The sequence below is a fragment of the Azotobacter bryophylli genome, from assembly GCF_042643485.1.
GTDB classification, from domain to species: domain Bacteria; phylum Pseudomonadota; class Gammaproteobacteria; order Pseudomonadales; family Pseudomonadaceae; genus Azotobacter; species Azotobacter bryophylli.
In genome coordinates, this window is record NZ_JBHRSJ010000034.1 from 123,328 (window position 1) to 142,597 (window position 19,270).

The window sequence follows — 19,270 nt, forward strand, 5'->3', positions numbered from 1 at the left end:
GTCAACAACCGTGATCGCAACTTCACCCAGGCCAAACTCCGCGCCCGCATGGAGCAAATCGAAAAAAGCATCGACCGTTATCTGGCAGCGATGGATACCACTGACCGGACGCAGTCCGATGTCGCTGAGGCCAAGACCAGCCGCCTTCAGGACAAAATCGAGAAGCTCCGGCAGCAGATGCAAGCGCTCAAGGAGATGGAGCAGCAGCTACGTGAAGCGCCGGATGGACAGGTGTCATTGACCGATCCGGATGCGCGCTCCATGGCCACCAGTGGAAAAGGCACCGGCACGGTTGGCTACAACGTGCAGACTGCGGTCGATACCCGGCATCACCTGATCGTCGCTCACGAAGTCACTAACGTCGGTCATGACCGCATGGCGCTAGCCGCAGTGGCCGAGCAGGCACGCGAAGCGACCGGAGCTGAAAGTCTCACCGTCGTTGCCGACCGTGGCTACTTCAGCGGGCTGGAAATCCTGGCCTGCGAGCAGGCCGGCATCACGCCCTTCGTACCCAAGCCGATGACCTCAAGCAGCAAGGCCGAAGGGCGCTTCGGCAAGCAGGACTTCGTCTACCTCCCGGCTGATGACGAGTACCGCTGTCCCGCTGGCCAGCGTGCGATCAAGCGTTTCTCGACAGTGGAGGACGGCCTCGAGTTGAATGCTTACTGGAGTTCTGCGTGTCCGCGCTGCCCAATAGCAGTTATCGGAGACTCAAGCGCTGGCGACACGAGGCGGTACTGGAGGCCATGCAGCAGCGGCTGGACCGTCAGCCGGAGATGATGCGCGTGCGCCGCCAGACCGTGGAGCACCCGTTTGGCACGCTCAAGCACTGGATGGGCGCGACGCACTTCCTGACCAAAACGCTGCCTCGGGTGAGCACGGAGATGAGTCTCCATGTGCTCGCCTACAACCTCAAACGGCTGATGAACATCTTTGGCATCCGTGGTGCGGTAGAGGCCCTGCGGGCCTGAGGCGGCCCATTTTGACTCGTTCCCCCGCCTCAGGATGCCGTAGATGGCGCCAGGCGGCTCAGGTAGCGGTCTGCACCGAGCTGCCGTGCCTAAACCTCACCCGACCTCGGGTCAAAGGCTGCCTGTAGCTCTGGTGTTAGCACTTCGCTGTTTTCACACAGCCTGGCCCCAAAGCGGACGTCCAATCAGCGACAAACGACTAGTTGAGCGCGACGCAATGCGGAGTCTGTGAGATCTCCAGAAGTGCGGCTCGCTTGATCGAAGATAGCGGACCTGGACTAAGAGCTGATGCTTGATCGGGAGCGATCATGGTGGCAGAGAACGTCCCTTCTCGCTCTCCACATCCAGAGAATCCGGAAGCCTGATAGCCCCCATTTCCAGTTATCCGAAAGAATCCGAGCGGCGCTACCGCTGAATGGATAGCATTGAGCCACCAAGGATTATGACCAGCTGCGTCTCAGACTGACAACGCTTCTCATCATCAAGGATGTGACCCTCAAACAGAGTCCGCGGTAATCACTGTTTTTAAGGAAAAAGAGATGGCGCCAAGGTGCGGTAGTCGTTACTTAGATAAATTTGAGAACTTAAATTTAATTAAGGAGTTTGACCCTAAAGAGCAATCGCCTGCTTTCATAGAGGCAGAGCTAGAAGGCTTGCCTGTACTGATTAAGCATTGGGTCCAAGAAAGCCCCGATACTGAAAGAACGCTACAAGAAATTTGGCTTTATGAGGTTCGGCAGCTTCACCGACTTAAGGGATGTCCGGGTGTGGGCGATTTTATTGCCCCCATTGTCGCTTCCAATAGTGATGAAGACGGCTTCTATTTGGTTTTGGGAACTGAGGATCGACGCCCGCTTTCACTGTATACATCAAGAAGTGTCAAGGGAACCCTTAGGGTTAGGCAGTGGGTAAACAATCTAAAGAATAGGTCAAACAGGGCTAAGCTTTGGAGGAATATAAATAGAGTATCGCAGGCTCTGCAAATATTGCACTCCCAGGGAATTCTACACAGAAATCTGGATTGTGATTCAATTCTTACTGACATAAGCAGCGAAGTAGATGACTTCCAGTTAACTGGATTTGAATGGTCAATCCGACTGCAGCATATGTCAGATGACAACGTTGCAATAGCCTCTCCAAATCACACTAGCGGAAATATATTCTCATTTCTCACGGATTGGCATGACTTGGGTAGGCTTGCAGCTGAGATCCTGGATATAAATATATCTTCAATCTGCGACTTGAACATCCCTGTTAAGTCCATAATCGAAGACACAGAGTTAATTCTCGATGAGATTAATTTGATACGTGGGCTGATTGGAGTTGTAAGGATTGACTCTAGCACACCATTTGAAGGATTGAGTTATGAGGTTTTACAGCCAAAGCTGGAATCAATAATTAAAAAACTAGATGAGTTTGGCGTCACGCAACAAGAGGGTTATAGTGTTGCATTTCTTCTGACTCCCCCTGCAAGTAATCCAGGATCAGGAGCAAAACGGATTCCAGTGTATTCAGCAATACAGAAAACCTTCTTCGATGCTCATGGCATAGCTATTCCAGCCCACGACATATCGGAGTTTATTAGATTTATAGAGGATGATTTGCGAGACACTTCCATTCTGTCTGTATTTAAGACTGATAGAGCGGTTGAGGAAGTCATACTTTTAGGCTCGACTCTTACCTATGTATTGACGAAGAACAAAAGGATTGGAGGGGATGAAGATGGCTCTTGGGATTGTGCATTTTGCACTCAAGCGTACCTCACTCCACCACGAAAAGTCGATGGTACCAACCCAACAAAAATAATAACTTCAAAAATAGCATGCTTTGCGCATAATGACCGTGCAGGCCAAGCATCTTGTAACTCAAAGTCTTGGCAAGGTGTAATAGGTGAGTTGCGAAGCGCTAGTGCTGTCGAGGAAAAGGCAACGACGCTGCTTCTTGGATTTGCTGCATATCATTTGGCAGAAATCGCTTATGCTAAGTCAGAGATATATCCTGTAGAAATTATTACATATACCCCAGATGTAGAGGATCCGGGTCAAAGCATCGTTCGACTTAAGAGCAGATCTGACGCAGTCGCCGATGATATTTCGGAGACATTGCGAATTAATAGCCCGGCAAAAAGATTTAAAGAGATTTTAATCGGGGCTAAGGCGTCGGAGCCAAACTGGAACTTAGTTAGCAATATTAACTTTTCTGAAGATGATCAAGAAGTCATTTTTACATTCCTGCAGCACCAGGAGGTCTCTGGAGAGGATATATTTGAATTTCAGGCAAGCAATCCTGATCCGGAGCATCAATACTACTATCTAGTGCCAGGGTCCGCGCAAGGAACCACTAAGCAGTTGAGCAGGAGAGCGTTTGCGATTGACGCTCTTAGCGAACACGCTGAGCTAATAAAAGTTCTTGAGCGCCCACATCTAGAATGCATGGACTCACATGAAAACTATGTGGCCGACTCTGCCTTTGAGCAACTGGACTCGTCAAAGAAGGATGTGTTTAAAAGGATTCAAAGCACCTTGCCGCTCTATTTGGTTCAAGGCCCTCCAGGAGTAGGAAAAACTCACTTAGTTACAGCCTTGGTTAGGCAGGCGTTTGAGTCAGAACCTAGCTCCAGACTTCTTCTCACAGCTCAAAGTCACTCTACTGTTCAGCATCTCTACAAAGAGGTTAAAAATGCCGTAGATGCCCAAGGCAAGGCGTCGCCATTAATAGTTAGCTGTATCAAAGATGCGTCAGGAGATGATGAAAAGGATGCAATATCTCAGCTAGATGATCTTGCGCGAGAACAACTCTTGAGGCTGACAAGTAGTGACGCTTACCGAAATGCTCCAGCGGATATCACAAAGCATAAAATTCAGGAGCTGTGCAGGGATGGAAATAGATCCATGCGATTCTCTTTTATGGGGCAGCTGTTAAGGTCGGCAAATTTAGTTTTCACAACTACAAACTCCAGACAGATAGAAGACCTTATCAGAACGCGATCCCAGTTTGACTGGAGTATTATGGAGGAGACAGGGAAGGTTACGGGGATCGAGCTTCTAAGTCCTCTACTTCTGTCTTATCGTCGATTGATGATTGGAGATCATAAGCAACTTCCTCCCTATGCGACTGAGCAAATGCGCCAGACTCTAAGAGACCTAAATAGGCTGAGAGGTGCGCTAGAGATTTCCACTGAAGTCTACAACAGCCAGATAAAGGGGGAGTTTATTAAAGAGATGTTCACATCTGAAAAGATAAGTGAAATATCACCTGAGCATCTACGAGAGATAAGCTCTGAAGCACTACGCCTGCATCTGCTGTTTGAGTCTCTGATTAATGAAGAGATATCCGCCGCAAAGAAATCATTAGAATACTATGGGTCTAGTGATTTTCACAGACCTATTGCAAGTATGCTGTCCATTCAGCATAGGATGCATCCAGATATTGCGGACCTAATTTCATTCTCATTTTATGAAGGGAAGCTTAAAACTTATCATAAAAAAGAGATTGAGTATTTATCAAGCCCTCGACCTTTCTTTTTTGAAGGCAATTGCAAGGTGGTAAGGAAGTTGAATAGCGCTGCAATAATCTGGATTGAGATCCCAGATGTTCAAGCTAATCGAGGGGTGAAATCTAAAGAAGAGAAGCCTACATGGAATAACCCACTTGAACGCAAGGTTCTGATTAGAGCACTGTCAAGGCTTCGTGCAGTGCCAAGTGGCAAGACACCGAAGCTCGCGCTATTATCTCCGTATGCGGTTCAGGTTAAGCATTTAGAGAAAGATATTGATCGAGCGGCAGGAGATCTGGAAAACTTGCGGGACTTTTCTAAGCCAGACGACTTATCTACATTTTGTAAAACGGTAGATAGCTTCCAAGGCGCGGAGGCCGATCTAGTCGCTATTTCTCTAGTCAGAAATAATAGTGAGTCCTATCCGCTGAGTGCGTTGGGTTTCTTACTTGATAGCCGCCGGATGAATGTTCTTCTCAGTAGGGCAAAACATCAATTGATGATTATAGGGTCTTATGAGTTCCTTTCTTGCTGGTCGCAGAAGATAAAAGAAGAAGAGATCCGGAAGGGAAATGCTGATAATGAGTTCCTTGTTAGGTTAGTAGAGAAGCTTGAGAGCCATAAGAAGGCAGGCAAGATGGTAACTATTCAGTACGAGCAGATTATGAGTCTGACCAAGATTTCGTAGGAGCATTTCATGGAAGATAAAAAACTTAGCCCGATGATATTTGTTAAGGTTCCATTTGGTTATGGGGTGCATAAGTTTAAGCTTATGAAACGGATAAGCTGGGGGGCTGTCGATCATCTTATTCTACAAACTATTGCTTTCGGCCCGACGACACCTGACGAGCTTTCGAAAAGGACTAGTCTTCCTAAGCAGCTTGTAATAGAGATTTTGATCCCCCTAATGCAAGCCGGATGGATAGAGATATCCCATATAGATGGGAGATATCAATTTAAGATCACTCATCGCGGCTTGGCGGTTTCAACAGAGGCAGATCTTCCTGTAAACAAAGAACCTATACTTAGAATCAGAAGCTTCTTGGTCGATCCATTGACCCAGCAGTGCTATCGTGTTGATAAGAAAAAAAAGCAGGCATTCTTGATATATCCAAAGTCTAAAGTGCATAGAGTAATTGAGCAGTATGGGATCTATGCGACTGAGGTTAGGATCAAAGAGCCTGTCTATGATCCTGATATCTCGGAGATATATTCTTGCGTTGCACACGATGATGAAGAAATAAGCGGATTCGAAAGTGATGCCGTCAAACCACGCTATGGCGAATCACTAAGGTACATTATTGCGCGAGTAGATTCTGAGAATAAATTGCAGGGGGTGCCGGATATTTCTGACGAGCTGCGTGCGGAAATAATAAGTGCTGGTGTAAAAAGGCGTGAGCAGATTCGCTTGCTAGGTTCTGCTCCAGCAAAAGGATCGCAGCTTTCATTTTATGAGGCCTCTCCACTCGAAAAGGTATTTCCAGCTGCTCTAGTTAAGTCTAGTTGTGTAGATCTTCTGGCTACTCCAGAAGAGCACAGGGCACATTTAACCTCGGAGATCAGATGTGCTTACTCTAGACTGGTTATTCACTCAACCTTCCTCAATCCAAGCTGCATTGATCTGATTCTTGAAGATCTAATAAGCGCAGCGCGGCGGTCCGTCCAGATAGATATCCTTTGGGGGCAGTGCCCGCCAGAAGTTGAAGATAAACTGTCGAATTATAAGCGAGTTCTTGAGTCAATTGAGTCTTTCCAAACTTATATTGACTCTCAAGGGCTATCTACGCAATTGAGGTTCCATCGCGAGCCAACCAATTCTCACTCGAAATTTTTGATCAGCGATCGTAAGAGTGGTGAGTGGCATACTACATTTGGGTCCTGTAATTGGTTATCTTCTAACTTTAACAGGATCGAAGCATCTGTTCGAATTGTAGATATGAAAATAGGTTCTATTGCCTTAAGCATCGCTTCTACCCTTGCGATGGGGCGTCGCGGTTTGGCAAATAACTTAAGCAGGGACCTAGCTGTTCAGTCAGCAAGGCTGGCTGCATGGGCGAAAGATCAGAAAAGCGCAACACCAGGTGACTCTAACTCTGTCTCGGTTAGGGTCATTACAGCACCAGAACATCACAAATTAGCGAAACATGCTTGTGATGAGGCTGAAAGGGAAATATTTGTTTGTAGTCATCGCGTTAGTTATGCCGGAGATAGGCCGATTTTTACTCCACTAAAGGCGTCTATTAAAGCCGTTCCTTTAATCAAAATAAGGATTGCCTTTGGTAGATCAAGTGGAGAGATGAAGAATCAGGAGGCGAGAGTACTAAAGGAGAAGCTGGAGGGTCACGGTTTTGAGGTCATCAAGGCGGACGACCCACAAATACATGCAAAATTTCTCACTTGGGACGATAACAATTTAATTGTGACTAGTCTGAATTGGCTTTCGGCGTCATCTAAAGGTGATTATCTGGGGGAGTTAGGGGTGCATGTCTTTGGTGGGGGTTATTCAAAGACAATAAAAGACTCATTTGATAAGTTCTATGGATGAGATATCTAGTTCTCCAGCTCCAGTGCGTCCGAGGCCGATCCGGGATTGGCAGTGTTCAGCTCGCGAACTCAGAACTCGTGGGCCAAGCGCCATAGATTGTGGCGCTGGCGCGCGTCTCAAGGAGCAGTACGATGCAACTGTGGGATCCTCTTTATAACTACGTGCTGATGCTTCGCAGGAGTTTCTGATTCGTTCGAGAGAGACGGTGGCTGCAGTCTGATGGAGGTAATCACCGGCTCAACTTATACTCCAATGCCCGCTTCTGGCCGTTTGTAGCCATATAGCATCCAGCCTGGTTCGCTCCACAACCCAGGGTAGACCCCAGCAGGCAATCCGTTACGGTCTGAGTTAAGGACGAGGGGATGACCGTGGCTGACTCGAGTCTGATCGGAGTGCCGCAGTGCAACCGGATGGCTGTGCCATCGGCTCGTTCGTCCGGCTCTCTTCGTTCGCCTCCGGAATCAGCAATTTGGCACGGCTTGTTGTTGTTGAACGCCGGTCCGATAGCTCCGCGCCCACTCCTGAGCGGGGAATCCGCCGAGTAGCTCCTGGTGAAAAGGCCCCGCTTCTCGCTCCCCAGCTCGGTCATATAAAGAGTCGTTCCATCCCTGGCGTGAACCTTCGCGCTGGCAAAATTCCAAGATCGAAATGACCTCCGTGCCAGTCAGTTCCGAGACATGGCGACCACTCCAGGCCATGAAACCGCAATGGTTGAAGACGATACGGGGAACGTATTCAGAGGGATCATCGCCCTGTTGCACTATGGTCATGACGCTTTTTCCTAAATCAGTAATTACCCCCCTGCTCGTTGTAGCAGCTGGATGGCGGCGGTGACGTGTCGGCTCAAGGTGGCGCGCTCTTCCGAACGTCCCCGCCAGTACCCGCCGGCGTTGGCGAGGCGGGTCATCAGCTCCAGGTCCTGGTCGCGACGGGCAGCCTGCAGGTACTGCTCGGCCAGCTCGGGCGTGTGCAGGAACAAGGTGCGCTCCGCTTGCTGGCGGGCATCCTGCTCGCTGCGACAGAGGTACGAGACATGCCCGCCCTCGATCCGAAAGGTCCACTCGTCGGGGTGAGCGATGAAACGGGGATCGTCGGCGTAACCGCCACGGCGGGCGAAGTCCACCAGCCGGCCGATCTCGATGAAGGGAAACGCGGGATGGGGTTTGATGGAGGGCATGGCGAGTTTCCTCACAGAGCGCTGGCGAGCCAGTCGAGCGCGGACAGGAGCGTGGCTGCATCGGCTGCGCCTTCCAGGCGGATCGAGCGGCCGGTCTGGTGGTCGGTGAGCAGCAGGGTCGGGGTGGCCTCGATGCCGCTGGCCGAGGCGGCCGCCGCCTGCTGGCGGACGGTTCGGGCGATCGTCTCGTCGTGGGCGAGGCACTGCTCGAGCGCCTGGGGATCGACGCCCGGGATCGTCAGGGGACCGGGCAGCCCCTGGCCGCTGCCGCGGGTCTGGCGAAAGACCCGCTCGACTGCCCGCCAGAACGCCGCATTACCGCCCAGCCGGCCGGCGCACTCGGTCAGACGCGCCTCGCGCCCGGCCGCCGGCTCGTGGAAGGGCAGCGGCCGATGCTGCCAGGTCCCGTTCACCTGCGGGTGCGCCTCGATCCAGGCCTTCAGGCCGGGAAACGCGTCCCGGCAGTAGGGGCACTCCAGGTCGGCATACGCGGTGAGCGTGAAGCGCGCCTCGGGAACCCCGTAGACCCAGGGTCCTTCAGGCAGTGCATCGGCCTCGGGCGGATGGCCGCTGGGCGCGGCCAGGCCGATCAGGGCCAGGAGGGCGACGGCCACCCCGGCGATGCCCCATGGCGCCTTCGGCCTCATGTCGTCGGCCCCTGGCGGTTGAGCAACTCGGCTTCCAGGAACTTCAGCAGGGCCTCCTGGGCTGCCTGCGGTTGCGGATGGCGTTCCAGCCAGCGGCCGACCGCCCTGCGCAGCTGTGCCTCGATTTCCCGCCGGTCCACGGCGCGCTGCCGGACCGTCTGCAGGTTCTCGATGAGCACCGGGGCGCAGACCTTGAGGACGGCCAGGCTGTCCTCCTGGGGCTCGCTCAGCAGCTCCGTAAGGCTGTCGATCAGGTTCTGGGTCAGGGTGTCCATGGCTCTCATGCCTGGCTCTCCGGTGAGGCGGTGGGGGTAAAGACGATGGGCAGCGAGTCGATGCCGCGCTTGCGGTCCAGATCGGCCGCCACGGCGAGGGCGGCCTCCAGCTCGTCGCAGCCCCGAGCCTGCATGATGTCGTAGCGCTGTTTCTTCTCTTCCGGCTCGGTCATGGCCAGGGCGAGGCAAAGGCTGGGCGGCACGACCCGGAACAGCAGCTCCATGGCCTTGGACAGCACGACGCCTTCGGTGAACTTGCCCGACTCCTTGCGCGCGGACAGCATCAGCGCCTTCTGCGCCGGCTTGAGTTCGCGGAACCGGGCGATCTTCTCGACCTCATCCGGCGGCATGTTCAGGCAGATCCACCACTCGATCATGTTGAGCAGCGCATGGGCTTCGGGCGGTACGTCGTCGACGTTCTGGGTGGCCATCCAGAACCAGGCGCCGAGTTTTCGCCACATCTTGGTGATCTTCACCGAGTAGGGCGACAGCAGGGGCACCTTGAGCTGAATGTGCCCCTCGTCGGTGAAGAAGATCAGCGGGCGTCCCTTGAACTGGTCGCGTTCGGCGATGTTGTTCACGGTATTGAGCAGGGAGATGTAGGAGATGGCCATCTGGGCGGCATAGCCTTCGCGGGCGTAGGTCGCCAGATCGACCACGGTGACGTCGGCCTCCGGCCAGGCCGAGCCCGGCCGGTTGAACATCTCGCCTTCCGCGCCCATGCAGAACAGGCCCATCGCCTCGGCCATCTCCAGGAAACGATTGCGCCGTGACTCCGGCTGGGAGGTATCCGCGCCGGCGAGGCGCAACTGGTCGCGCACATCCTCGGGCAGGACGATCCGACCTTCGGCATGGCACTGGCGAGCTGCCTCGAGGATGCACTGACGGATCGCACTGCGATCGGCACGGGTCAAACGCTGGTCCTCCTTGTCCTCGCCGCCGGTGATCATCAGGCGAGCCACGATCTCCATCTCGCCCAGGATGTCCCGCTGCTCGTCTTCCTCCGTCTGGCTGGCGACATGCTCGTCGGAGGCCTCCAGCTCGTCGGCGCCCAGCACCCGGATGCCAGCAGGCTGCTCGATCAGCTTCACGGCATCGGAGAAAGGCGCCAGGCTGACGCCGGACCCGGGGGACAGCCGGACGCGGTTGACCGTCAGGCCCAGGCGCTTGGCGAAATCCCCCATCAGACCGAAGCTGTTACCGGCCTCGACGATGAACAGTCGCGGTCGGTAGAGGGCCAGGATCTGGATGAGGATGTTGGTCGCCGTCGCCGACTTGCCCGCCCCGGTCGGGCCAAAGATGAACATATGGGCGTTCATCTGCCGATCGAGCTTATTCAGCGGATCGAAGGTGAGGGTCTCGCCGCCCCGGTTGAAGAAGGTGATCCCCGGGTGGCCGGTGCCGGTGGCACGACCCCAGACCGGGGTGAGGTTGGCCACGTGCTGGACCAGCATCATCTGCGTGTACCAGTCCAGCCCGTGCTTCTGGTTCGGGTCGAAGTTGGCCGGCAGCCAGCGCAGGTAGCTGTTCAGCGGGGCCACCTCGTCCTGCGGCATGACCGGCTCCATGCCGGCGCCGAGCATGGTGTTGCACAGGTCGAGCGAGCGCTGCTCGAGGATCTGCTCGGTCTCGCCGCGCACGAAGAAGGCCACGCTGCCCCGGTACAGCTTGTGCTTGCGGCCGATCAGCTGGCGGGCCTGCTCGACCGCCTCGCGGGTCAGCGCCGAGGCCTGGTTGTCGCCCACCGACTTGCGGTGCAGGCGCTCCAGGTAGCTCTCCAGCACGTCCTGCGGGGTGACCACCAGGGTGAGGTTGAGGACGGTGTCCTCGGGCAGCTTGTCGAACAGGGCGTGCAGGGCATCGCCGCCGCTGCGGGTTTCGCCGGTGAGGTGCCCGGTGGGCGGCGGCTCGCGCAGGCGATCGAGCAGGATCACCCGGTGCGGCTGGCCGTCGAAGTACCAGAGCCCCTTCTCGAAACTCGAGACCGGCTCCCGGTAGAACAGACACTGGGAGAAGTCGTCCCCGTCCGCCAGGGGCAGGGTGCCTTCCTCGTGCTTGAGGCGGGTATTGATCAGCTCGAAGAAGCGCTCCCGGTCCTCCCGGGTCGGACCCAGCATGTCGGGGTGGGGATTGAACCAGCGCAGCAGCCAGTGGCGGATGTCCTGTCCGTCCATCCGGCGGGCGGTGAGGCCGGCGTTGGCCAGCGCCCCGCACAGCCGCTTGCAGATGTTGTTCAGGTAGGGCGCCGGGGCCTGGCCCCGGATCTTGCCGTCGCCGACGCTGCGCCGGTAGACCACCATCCGCACCCGCCGGCGCTGTCCGCGCCAGGGCAGCTTGGAGACCACGGTGTCCTGGAACAGGCCGCCCGGCTTCGACACCGCGGCGAGGTGATGATGGAACAGCTGCAGGTAGAGCTCGGTGAAGGGCGTGCCCTGGGCCCGGGGCTGCACGTAGTCGCGCAGCCCCGCCAGGTAGTCGTCCCAGCGGGTCTCGTCGTTGGCGAAGAACTGGATGACCCAGGGGGAGGTGTCCAGCTCGTCGAAGCTGTCTTGCAGCGCATTCTCCAGGGCGTCCCGCGCTTGGCGCAGCCAGTCGGGGTCGCGCCCCTCGGTGCCGATCGGCGTCAGCTCGAAGAAGGCGGCGAGGGACTGGTTGTCCTCGAGCAGCATGGCCTGCTCGTCGGGCAGGTACTCGACCCAGGGCAGCAGCTCCACGAAGCTTGGATTGGCCCGGTACAGCGCGGCGACGTCGTCGACGGTGGCGGGCTTCTGCTTGGGATCGCGCCAGGCGCCCGGGGCGGGAATGCCGTGCGCGGCCAGGCGATCGAGATAGCGTTGCCAGGCCTCCTCGGCAGTGCGCTCGGCTTCTCGGGTGGCCTTCAGCCCATCGTCGGCGAACAGCCGCGGCCGCTTCGCCGGCACGCTGTCCGCGTCCGGAACGTCGTCAGCTTCCGGAGGTTCCGGGGCTGGTTCAGCGACCGTCCATTCGGGGGCTGCCTCAGTGGAACGCGATTCTGTTTCAGGTTCTGCCTCAGTAACCGGCTGGGCCGCTTTGTCCCGCCGGAACCATTCGAATAATCCCATCAGTAATCCTCCACGCGCTCGCCGGGCATCGCGTATTGCACGCGCTGGTACAGGGGGAAGACGGTGGTGTAGCCCGGGACCGGCGCCGGATCGGAGCCGGCCAGGTGCGGGAACACGTACATCACCAGGTCGGGGTTGGGCAGACGGCGGAACTGGCTGTAGATCTCGTTCTGGGCAGTCCGCGAGTAGCTGGCGTTCTCCGCCAGGGGCGAGCCTGCGTTGACCGGGCGGCGCAGTTCGGCGCGGGCATCGAGCAGTTGGCGGCCGGCGGCGCTGCCGCCGCTGCCCACCGTGCCCTGGTCCCACACGTCCAGCATGGTCTGGGGACCGTGCGGGAGTAGTTTCTCCTTGCTGGTCGAACAGCCGGTGAGGAGTGTCACGACGGCACCGAGCACGACCGCATTAATCCAAGTTGGCCGAGACATGGCTGGCTCCTGTGCGATGGTCGACGGCGCGACCCTTGAGTTCGTAATCGATGGCGAGCTCCCGATCCAGGTGGACGGCCACCTGGGCGCCGGGCTGCACGTAGACGGCGGCGAAGGCCTGGCCGTAGAGCTTGTTCATCCAGTCGGAGATATCGCTCACGCCCTGGGTCAGGATCTGGCCCATCGCCTGGTTGCCGGAGAGGCCCGTGCTGCCGAGGGTGCCGCTCGCGTTGGAGATGTAGGACGAGCTGTTGCTGTTCTTGACCAGCGACGCGGCGGCCGCGCCGGCGGCCGTCACCAGGGCCTGGTTGCCGATGTATTCGGCGGCATTGCTGCGGCGCACGCCGCTGATGCAGGGGATCCCGTAGGGATCGCTGATCCAGCCCAGGCCGTTGCCCTGGACGGGCGCGGGCTGGCCGTTGACCGCGCTCTGGTTGTTGTTCTGCTGCGACGCGCCGTTCTCCTGCGGGGCTGGCAGCGTGCGCACGCGCCCGTCGTGGAAGACGAAGGTCAGGCTCCGGATCTGGCCGCGGACGCAGGACAGGGTCCAGTCGCCCGAGGCGGTGCCGGTGGCCACCGCCCCGGCCACGTCGGGCAGGTCGATGCCGTTGGCCGTCAGGTTGTCCGGGCCGATCAGGACCTTGAACGGGTAGGGGTCGTTCACCGTGCCGTCGATCGGCACCCGGCCGATGAGGGCGGACATGGCCACCGAGCCCATCAGGGTCGAGTTCTGCGGCAGGGTGTAGACCTTGCGCACCTGCCGGCGGGCCTGCTCCTCGGTTTCGACGTGTTCCGCGACCTGGCCGGCGCCGGCGCTCAGCACCTTCTGGCCTCGCTCCACGGACTCGCCGAACGCCGTCGGAAAGCTGAACCCGCTCGCCGCTTGCCCGGCGCCCGAGGCCAGAGGCCTGCCGTTGGCATCCAGCGCCGTGGCGTCCTGCGGTTCGATCCAGATCACGTCCGCGCCCGGTGGCTGGAACTGCTGGCCGTCGCCCGGCTGCACGCCCAGGCCGATCGGCAGCTCCGATCCGGTGGCGGTCGGGCGGTTTTCGAGCCGTTCCCAGCGCTGCTGCAGTTCGCCGAAGAAGTTCTGCTGCTGTTCCCGGACCTGCTCCAGGCCGCTCTGCATCCGCTGATCCACTTTCTGGTCGATCGAGCCCAGGCGCTGTTTGAAGACCTCGTTGTCCTCCTTGAGGCTCTGGTTGTCCTTCAGGGCGTGTTGCAACTGCTCCTTGAGCTGGCGGCTCTCGGCCACCATGGTCCGCAGGGTGTCGCTGGGGGTGTCGCCCTCGATGCCCAGCGCCTTGGCCTGGTCGGGCGTCAGGCTCGGGTGGGCGGCGTCCGGGGCCGGCGCGGAGCGGTCCCGAAGGACGCCGATGGCGACCAGGCAGGCCAGCAGGACCACCGGCACCACCAGGAACTTGAGCAGGGGATTACCTTTGAGCGTGGCCATCGCGGTCCTCCGGCGCCGGGCGTGGGTCGGCGGCCCCCAGGGCCGGGATCAGGGCGCGTTCCAGTCCATGCCCCTTGGTCACCAGGTACAGCACGGTGGTGTCGCTGGCGTCGCCGCGCCGGCCGAGGTCCGGGTGCTGGAAGGTCGCGGTGGCGAAGTCGCCGAGCAGCTCGCGGGGATCGAGGACGAGCCGCTGCGCGCTCCGGTTGCGCAGCTTCACGGCCGTCACCCAGTGGTCGTCCAGGCGCCAGGCCCCCAGGGCCGAGGCCTCGACGGGCAGGCCGGGCAGCAGGTGGGCCAGATCCAGGCGGCGATCCAGCTTGACCGGGGCGATGCCCTCGACCGGCTCCACCGTGCGCAGCGGCGCGTACAGCGTCTGCGCGGCATAGCGGGTCAGCACCACGGGGATCGGCGTCTCCCGCCGGGGCGGTGTCGGTTCGTCCTCGTTATCGGACTCGCGGGTGGCTTCTGGACGCTCGGCGACGGACCGCGAAGGCACCGAACGGTCACGACCATAGTGTTTGGGCGCCGTCTCGCCCGGCACGATCCGCACCGGCTCCAGGGGCGCCTGACCCTGGGCCGGCGGCGCGGCGGCGATGTCCACCAGCAGGATCTCGCCGGTGGCGGCATCCTGCAGCTGCAGGCGGCTCGGCTCGATCGGCGCCTGGGCCAGCAGGTACAGCGCGCCGCCTGTGCTTTGCACGCGCAGCTTGCCGTTCAGGCTATGGGGCAGGCCGACCCGCACGTTGCGCTCGACGAAGACGATGCGCTCCTGGCCGACCACCAGGGGAATGGCCAGGGGGATGCGCTCCCAGCGCTGGATTTCCACGGCGCGGGCCTCGGCCAGCCCGAGCAGGACCAGCAGGGCCAGGCCCGGAACGCTCCAGCGGCTTAGGGTTCTCCGGCTCATGATCCACCCCCGACCGGCACCTCGGCCGTGGCCTCGATGCGCTGCGGCGTGCCGGCGTAGCAGTCCCAGACCAAGCCGAACGGGTTGCGCTCCGGATCCACGTCGTGGCGCACGATGTGCAGCGGATAGCGGGCCAGGGCGCGCTTGACCCGTTCGCCGCCGTAATACTCGTCGGCGGTGATGTCCAGGGTGACTACCCAGTCGTTGTCGGAGAGCTGGCGGACATGCAGGGTGGGATCGTCCCCATAGCCCCGACCGGGGATCTCGTAGACGCCACGGACCCGCTTGCGCAGCTCGCCGGCATTGCGCCGCTGTTCGAAGTCGCTCTGCAGTTGGGCCGTGCAGGCGGGCGTGAGGTAACTGCCCAGGGTGTGCAGGTTGCGCTCGTAGTCGGCTTCGCCATCGGTCGGCCAGCGGTTCATCTGTTGGAAGAGATAGAGGCCGAAGGTGTAGACCGACTCCGGCGGCACGTCCCACCACTTGCGGGTACTGCCGGAGCGTAGATCCGGCGGCACGTGGATGGTCAGATCGCGGGGTGCGCTCCACCAGCCGTAGCCGAGGCCCAGGCACCCCAGGGTGAGGATGGCGATCCCGCCGCGCAGGGTCCGGATGTGTCCCCGCTGCGCGTCGGAGAGCTTCCAGGCCCGGCTCATGCGAACCTCCTGCGTTTGCACAGCCAGGCGCCCGAGCGCAGGACCAGTCGGGCGCTGTTGAACGAGGTCGGACCGTACTCGGCCAGCGCGAGCTGCGACTGGCGGTTGAGCCAGGTCTCCGGCCGGCCGCGCTTCAGGCGCCGCAGCACGCGGGCACCCACCGACAGGCCGAGGGCGCCGCAGACCAGGGCCCCCAGCAGCGGCATGGCGGGCGTCACCACGAACGCCAGCGGTATCCCGCCGAGCAGGCCGGCGCCGGCGGACAGGCCGATCGTCAGCCACATCTCATCGGCCGTCAGGCCGCCGATGATCACGGGCTGATGGTTCAGGCGGCTGGGCAGAAAGCGCAGCGTGCCATCGTCGAATGCATCGAACATGCCGGCGGCTCCCATGGTTCAGAAGATCTTGGTGGCCTGGGTCACCAGGAACACGATGGCGCCGAGCAGGGTCACCCCCACGGCGACGGTCCCGCCGAGGTCGGCCCATTTGGCCTTGCCCAGGTGGATATCGTGATAGATACCGATGGAGTGACGGCCGACGATGAACAAGGCGAAGGCGCAGAGGCCGACGCCGATCAGCATGGCGCCGTCGTAGATATAGTTCTGCATGGTCTGCAGCCAGTTGCTGCCCTCGCCCCGGGTCGGCGCCTGCTGTTGCGGCAGGGCGGCGAGGACGCTGGCCGGCAGGGCGGCGAGCGCCAGGGTCGCGAAGCGCGTCAGCGGGCGGCGGGCGCAATGGAACAGACGGGAGAGAGACAGCATCGGACAAAACTCCTTGGGTCAATGAAGCAGCAGGAAGGACAACGTCATGCAGAGCACTATCCAGCGGACGGCGTAGGCGGCGGCCGCTTGGCCGTCGAGGGAACGCTTCGCCCAGCCCCGGTAGAGGCTGAGCAGGGTCCAGGCGCCCCAGAGCAAGACGAGTGCGAAGGTGAGCGAGAGCCAGAGGAGGCTGACCGCGCTCGGCGTGAAGCCGCTGGCGGCCTGGAAGGCCGTGACCTGGGCGCCGCTCATGGGCATGGCTAACGCTCCCCATCCTGTCGGTAGCGGCCGGACAGCTCCACGGGGTCGCGAGGCTGGGCGCGGGAGGGGGCGAGGTAGTCCTGCAGGCCCTGGCGGATGCGGGCGACATCGCCGGCCAGGCGCTGGTAATCGAAGTGGTAGCGCTCACCGGGATCGTGGGGCAGGTCGGCACTGCGGCGGGCGACGGCTTCGACCGCGTTGAGCTGGCGGATCATGACCTCGAGGTTGACCGCTTCGGAGGCCGTGCCGGCGGCGCCGGCCGAACCGGCGACGGTCAGGGCGCCGAAGGCGACGAGGCCGAGGAGGCGGCGGAGGAGGGAGGGGCGATCGTGCATGTTCACGGCGAGGGCCTTGGACTACCGTTCGGGGTGTGGTCCAGAGCATGACGAGCCGATCGGGACGGGTCAGCAGAAAACCCTTTTTTGGTCGGTTAGGGTTTTTTCGAGCATTCGACGCGCCACTCTTCTGGCGTCTTTCACCCGTTGACCCAATGGGTACTAGTCTGTTTGCTGTATAAACAGACAGTTATTCTAGGGGCATTCCATGGTCAATGCGGAACTCATCGGGCCAGCGGGCAGCTCGGACACACCGCTGCCGTTCTTCTCGTTTCGTGTGCCGGCTGGCTTTCCCAGTCCAGCCCAGGATCACATGGAACGGCAGATCTCCCTCGACGAGGCACTGGACATCCGAGCGCCGCACACCTACTTGGTCCGGGCCATCGGCGACAGCATGACCGGCGTGGGGATCTACGACGGCGACATTCTGGCCGTGAACCGATCCTTGCGTCCGGCGAGTGGTCAAGTGGTGATCGCCGTGCTCAATGGCGAGCCCCTGAAGAAACTATTCATGGTCCAGGCCGGCCAGTCGCGCTGCTGGCGTTTGGCCTTAGGCCGCAATCGGCCAATGCTCTCGCGGGGCTTTTCGTTTTCTTGACGACCGCATGACGAAACGTTCACATGCAAGCCATTAGCCTGAAAGGGTCGTGATGTTGTGCTTAGCCCCGCTCTCCCGGCGGGGCTTTTTGTTTCTGCCTTTTCCCCAGGCGCCCCTCTGCGATAGCATTTTGTCTCCAGCAGTAAGGAGCGCCCGATGACAAGGCGCCGCATCGCCCATTCTTTTCTTTACCTGTTCCTAGCGGCCGGCCTAGCCCTTTTCATTGGGTTCATCGCCGCCCCGGCAATCACCCGCTCACTCGCAATCGTACATGAAGGTGTTCTGACCAAGATCCATGCAGTCCAGGCACGTGGTCAAGCCATATGGCGGGAGATTCAAGCCCGGCAGGCGATCCGGCAATACGAGCTCCAACAGCGCCAGCCAATGCCGAGAAATCAAGTTCAGCAGACGGCTGAGCAGCAGCTATTAAAGGATACAGCCTGGAAACGGTTCTATATCCCGCCAGAAGCCTGCAAGCATCCTGATGCTGAAGACCGCTTTGAGATCTGTGTGCTTCGAGAAGCTCAATTCAGAAAGGAATTCGATCGGCGCTGGGCTGCTGGAAAGTTTGCTCAACCGAAGTCCTAGTTTCGATGCGAGCCTTCTGATGTGAGCCTTTGCCCTCTCCAGCAGCGGCTTCCTCAGCCCCTATCAGGCTATCGATCGCTCAAAATTGGTGGATAAGGCGCATTCCGACCTCGGGACGCGCTGACTCGCTGCGGCTTTTGTTGACTCCGAGACCGAATTGGATATTCGCCAGCCGAGTGAGTCGTTGATGGATCTGGGGCATCAACAGGACATGGCTATCATGGCCGGTCAGATAATTGACCTCCAGCCCAAGAACGGTGCTGTCGGTCGCATCGTAGAAGGTCGAATGGTTGAGGATCAGATCATTGCGCTGGCTGGAGCGAGACCAGCTGATATCAGCAAGTCCGATCATGCTCATGGTGCTCCAGCGGCTGCTGAATCGGTTGCCCAGCATATAGACCAGGCTGTTGAGATAGGTGTGACGCTCACGATCGTAAATGCCCAGATACTGGGCGCCATGGACGGAGCGCCCATGATTGAAGGTGCCGAACGTGCCTTGCAGTCCCAGCTTGTATTCGGTCAGTCGGTCATCCTGAAAGGGAAATTCGAACTCGATGGCCATACCATCGGCGAAAGCCAATTCCGCTTCCGGCGCCCAGTGGGTCACCCGATCGGATCCGGACAATGGGGAGGTGGCCAGCGCATTGGTCTCGAACTCGCCCTGGTGCGCACCGAGCGGGCGAATCATGTCAAAGACCATTGGCTCCGGGATATGAGGGTAGGCGCTGGCTTTCCCCTTGCTGGACGACGCTTGCGCGGTCGATGCGACCGTGAACAGGAACGATCCCACGAGCAACCACTCGCATACGACAACGAGCCAATGATGTACCAAGACTGCAATCTCCGATAAGTGACAAAGAAGCGGGCAGGAGGATACCCCGAACCGTCGCCTCCTGCTGCAAATCGCATACCCAAACCAAGTCTATTCGGTAAAAGACCAAGGCGTCTTAAGCAACCATTCCTGTGATAGCGCTTGCCGCTCACCGTAGTTGGTTGTGACTTCGCCCATTGGGACAAGCAACTTCAGGGAGAGGAAGAGCCACCATGGACCACGACGAGCAAGCAGTACAAGTTTCACAAAAGCAGCGCCCA

At 59.1% G+C, this 19,270-nt stretch carries 18 protein-coding genes and 1 pseudogene; 5 read left to right on the forward strand and 14 right to left on the reverse strand.

Annotation, left to right across the window (positions count from 1 at the left end):
• From ACFOJE_RS16530 to ACFOJE_RS16540, 3 genes and pseudogenes are all read left to right on the forward strand, one after another.
• Positions 1-971: pseudogene (locus ACFOJE_RS16530) on the forward strand (IS1182 family transposase); the annotation flags it as partial.
• 539 nt (positions 972-1,510) lie between these two features.
• Positions 1,511-5,155: an AAA domain-containing protein gene (locus ACFOJE_RS16535; protein WP_377815696.1), complete on the forward strand. Its 3,645-nt coding sequence runs from the start codon at positions 1,511-1,513 to the stop codon at positions 5,153-5,155.
• 9 nt (positions 5,156-5,164) lie between these two features.
• The gene (locus ACFOJE_RS16540) at positions 5,165-7,012 is read left to right on the forward strand and encodes a phospholipase D-like domain-containing protein (RefSeq protein WP_377815698.1); all 1,848 of its coding nucleotides are present in this window, start codon (positions 5,165-5,167) and stop codon (positions 7,010-7,012) included.
• Positions 7,013-7,473: 461 nt separating this feature from the next.
• Here the strand turns inward: ACFOJE_RS16540 and ACFOJE_RS16545 are convergent, their stop codons facing one another.
• From ACFOJE_RS16545 to ACFOJE_RS16605, 13 genes are read right to left on the reverse strand one after another with little or no spacing between them, the layout of a single operon-like run.
• Positions 7,474-7,782 carry a hypothetical protein gene (locus tag ACFOJE_RS16545; protein WP_377815699.1) on the reverse strand — a complete coding sequence of 103 codons (309 nt, stop codon included), beginning with the start codon at positions 7,780-7,782 and terminating at the stop codon, positions 7,474-7,476.
• A 23-nt stretch (positions 7,783-7,805) separates the two neighbouring features.
• Entirely contained in the window at positions 7,806-8,189 is a 384-nt protein-coding gene (locus tag ACFOJE_RS16550; protein ID WP_377815701.1) for a hypothetical protein, read from the reverse strand.
• A gap of 11 nt (positions 8,190-8,200) precedes the next feature.
• A complete protein-coding gene (locus ACFOJE_RS16555) occupies positions 8,201-8,836 on the reverse strand; it encodes a DsbA family protein (protein ID WP_377815703.1) in 636 nt (211 codons plus the stop codon).
• Positions 8,833-9,120, reverse strand: a complete 288-nt coding sequence (locus ACFOJE_RS16560; protein WP_377815705.1) for a hypothetical protein — start codon at positions 9,118-9,120, stop codon at positions 8,833-8,835. Before ACFOJE_RS16560 ends, ACFOJE_RS16555 begins: the two co-directional genes overlap by 4 nt.
• Positions 9,117-12,194, reverse strand: a complete 3,078-nt coding sequence (locus ACFOJE_RS16565; RefSeq protein WP_377815707.1) for a conjugative transfer ATPase — start codon at positions 12,192-12,194, stop codon at positions 9,117-9,119. The genes ACFOJE_RS16560 and ACFOJE_RS16565 overlap by 4 nt, the downstream gene beginning before the upstream one ends.
• Positions 12,194-12,619 carry a TIGR03751 family conjugal transfer lipoprotein gene (locus ACFOJE_RS16570; protein WP_377815709.1) on the reverse strand — a complete coding sequence of 142 codons (426 nt, stop codon included), beginning with the start codon at positions 12,617-12,619 and terminating at the stop codon, positions 12,194-12,196. The genes ACFOJE_RS16565 and ACFOJE_RS16570 overlap by 1 nt, the downstream gene beginning before the upstream one ends.
• On the reverse strand, positions 12,597-14,072 hold the full coding sequence (locus tag ACFOJE_RS16575) for a TIGR03752 family integrating conjugative element protein (RefSeq protein WP_377815711.1): 1,476 nt from the start codon (positions 14,070-14,072) through the stop codon (positions 12,597-12,599). Before ACFOJE_RS16575 ends, ACFOJE_RS16570 begins: the two co-directional genes overlap by 23 nt.
• Positions 14,053-14,982, reverse strand: a complete 930-nt coding sequence (locus ACFOJE_RS16580) for a TIGR03749 family integrating conjugative element protein (protein ID WP_377815713.1) — start codon at positions 14,980-14,982, stop codon at positions 14,053-14,055. The genes ACFOJE_RS16575 and ACFOJE_RS16580 overlap by 20 nt, the downstream gene beginning before the upstream one ends.
• Positions 14,979-15,635 (reverse strand): PFL_4703 family integrating conjugative element protein, encoded by a 657-nt coding sequence (locus ACFOJE_RS16585; protein ID WP_377815714.1) that lies wholly within the window; start codon positions 15,633-15,635, stop codon positions 14,979-14,981. Before ACFOJE_RS16585 ends, ACFOJE_RS16580 begins: the two co-directional genes overlap by 4 nt.
• Positions 15,632-16,012 carry a TIGR03750 family conjugal transfer protein gene (locus ACFOJE_RS16590; protein ID WP_377815716.1) on the reverse strand — a complete coding sequence of 127 codons (381 nt, stop codon included), beginning with the start codon at positions 16,010-16,012 and terminating at the stop codon, positions 15,632-15,634. The genes ACFOJE_RS16585 and ACFOJE_RS16590 overlap by 4 nt, the downstream gene beginning before the upstream one ends.
• A gap of 18 nt (positions 16,013-16,030) precedes the next feature.
• Entirely contained in the window at positions 16,031-16,393 is a 363-nt protein-coding gene (locus ACFOJE_RS16595) for a TIGR03745 family integrating conjugative element membrane protein (RefSeq protein ID WP_377816324.1), read from the reverse strand.
• 21 nt (positions 16,394-16,414) lie between these two features.
• On the reverse strand, positions 16,415-16,654 hold the full coding sequence (locus tag ACFOJE_RS16600; protein WP_377815718.1) for a TIGR03758 family integrating conjugative element protein: 240 nt from the start codon (positions 16,652-16,654) through the stop codon (positions 16,415-16,417).
• 2 nt (positions 16,655-16,656) lie between these two features.
• Positions 16,657-16,992 carry an integrative conjugative element protein, RAQPRD family gene (locus ACFOJE_RS16605; protein ID WP_377816326.1) on the reverse strand — a complete coding sequence of 112 codons (336 nt, stop codon included), beginning with the start codon at positions 16,990-16,992 and terminating at the stop codon, positions 16,657-16,659.
• Positions 16,993-17,200: 208 nt separating this feature from the next.
• Here ACFOJE_RS16605 and ACFOJE_RS16610 point away from each other — a divergent pair, with 208 nt between their 5' ends.
• Together ACFOJE_RS16610 and ACFOJE_RS16615 are read left to right on the forward strand one after the other, a co-directional pair.
• Positions 17,201-17,590 (forward strand): LexA family protein, encoded by a 390-nt coding sequence (locus tag ACFOJE_RS16610; RefSeq protein ID WP_377815720.1) that lies wholly within the window; start codon positions 17,201-17,203, stop codon positions 17,588-17,590.
• A 156-nt stretch (positions 17,591-17,746) separates the two neighbouring features.
• Positions 17,747-18,178, forward strand: coding sequence for a hypothetical protein (locus tag ACFOJE_RS16615; RefSeq protein WP_377815721.1), 432 nt, complete (start codon positions 17,747-17,749; stop codon positions 18,176-18,178).
• 79 nt (positions 18,179-18,257) lie between these two features.
• Here the strand turns inward: ACFOJE_RS16615 and ACFOJE_RS16620 are convergent, their stop codons facing one another.
• On the reverse strand, positions 18,258-18,968 hold the full coding sequence (locus ACFOJE_RS16620; protein ID WP_377815723.1) for a hypothetical protein: 711 nt from the start codon (positions 18,966-18,968) through the stop codon (positions 18,258-18,260).
• Positions 18,969-19,270 lie beyond the last annotated feature (302 nt).

Excerpts from the sequence above, each read along its gene's own strand:
- ACFOJE_RS16615 (WP_377815721.1), top strand. The coding sequence starts at position 17,747 with ATGACAAGGCGCCGCATCGCCCATTCTTTTCTTTACCTGTTCCTAGCG.
- ACFOJE_RS16570 (WP_377815709.1), bottom strand. The coding sequence starts at position 12,619 with ATGTCTCGGCCAACTTGGATTAATGCGGTCGTGCTCGGTGCCGTCGTG.
- ACFOJE_RS16540 (WP_377815698.1), top strand. The coding sequence starts at position 5,165 with ATGGAAGATAAAAAACTTAGCCCGATGATATTTGTTAAGGTTCCATTT.
- ACFOJE_RS16610 (WP_377815720.1), top strand. The coding sequence starts at position 17,201 with ATGGTCAATGCGGAACTCATCGGGCCAGCGGGCAGCTCGGACACACCG.
- ACFOJE_RS16545 (WP_377815699.1), bottom strand. The coding sequence starts at position 7,782 with ATGACCATAGTGCAACAGGGCGATGATCCCTCTGAATACGTTCCCCGT.
- ACFOJE_RS16550 (WP_377815701.1), bottom strand. The coding sequence starts at position 8,189 with ATGCCCTCCATCAAACCCCATCCCGCGTTTCCCTTCATCGAGATCGGC.
- ACFOJE_RS16560 (WP_377815705.1), bottom strand. The coding sequence starts at position 9,120 with ATGAGAGCCATGGACACCCTGACCCAGAACCTGATCGACAGCCTTACG.
- ACFOJE_RS16580 (WP_377815713.1), bottom strand. The coding sequence starts at position 14,982 with ATGAGCCGGAGAACCCTAAGCCGCTGGAGCGTTCCGGGCCTGGCCCTG.
- ACFOJE_RS16590 (WP_377815716.1), bottom strand. The coding sequence starts at position 16,012 with ATGTTCGATGCATTCGACGATGGCACGCTGCGCTTTCTGCCCAGCCGC.
- ACFOJE_RS16605 (WP_377816326.1), bottom strand. The coding sequence starts at position 16,992 with ATGCACGATCGCCCCTCCCTCCTCCGCCGCCTCCTCGGCCTCGTCGCC.
- ACFOJE_RS16600 (WP_377815718.1), bottom strand. The coding sequence starts at position 16,654 with ATGCCCATGAGCGGCGCCCAGGTCACGGCCTTCCAGGCCGCCAGCGGC.
- ACFOJE_RS16555 (WP_377815703.1), bottom strand. The coding sequence starts at position 8,836 with ATGAGGCCGAAGGCGCCATGGGGCATCGCCGGGGTGGCCGTCGCCCTC.
- ACFOJE_RS16565 (WP_377815707.1), bottom strand. The coding sequence starts at position 12,194 with ATGGGATTATTCGAATGGTTCCGGCGGGACAAAGCGGCCCAGCCGGTT.
- ACFOJE_RS16535 (WP_377815696.1), top strand. The coding sequence starts at position 1,511 with ATGGCGCCAAGGTGCGGTAGTCGTTACTTAGATAAATTTGAGAACTTA.
- ACFOJE_RS16575 (WP_377815711.1), bottom strand. The coding sequence starts at position 14,072 with ATGGCCACGCTCAAAGGTAATCCCCTGCTCAAGTTCCTGGTGGTGCCG.
- ACFOJE_RS16585 (WP_377815714.1), bottom strand. The coding sequence starts at position 15,635 with ATGAGCCGGGCCTGGAAGCTCTCCGACGCGCAGCGGGGACACATCCGG.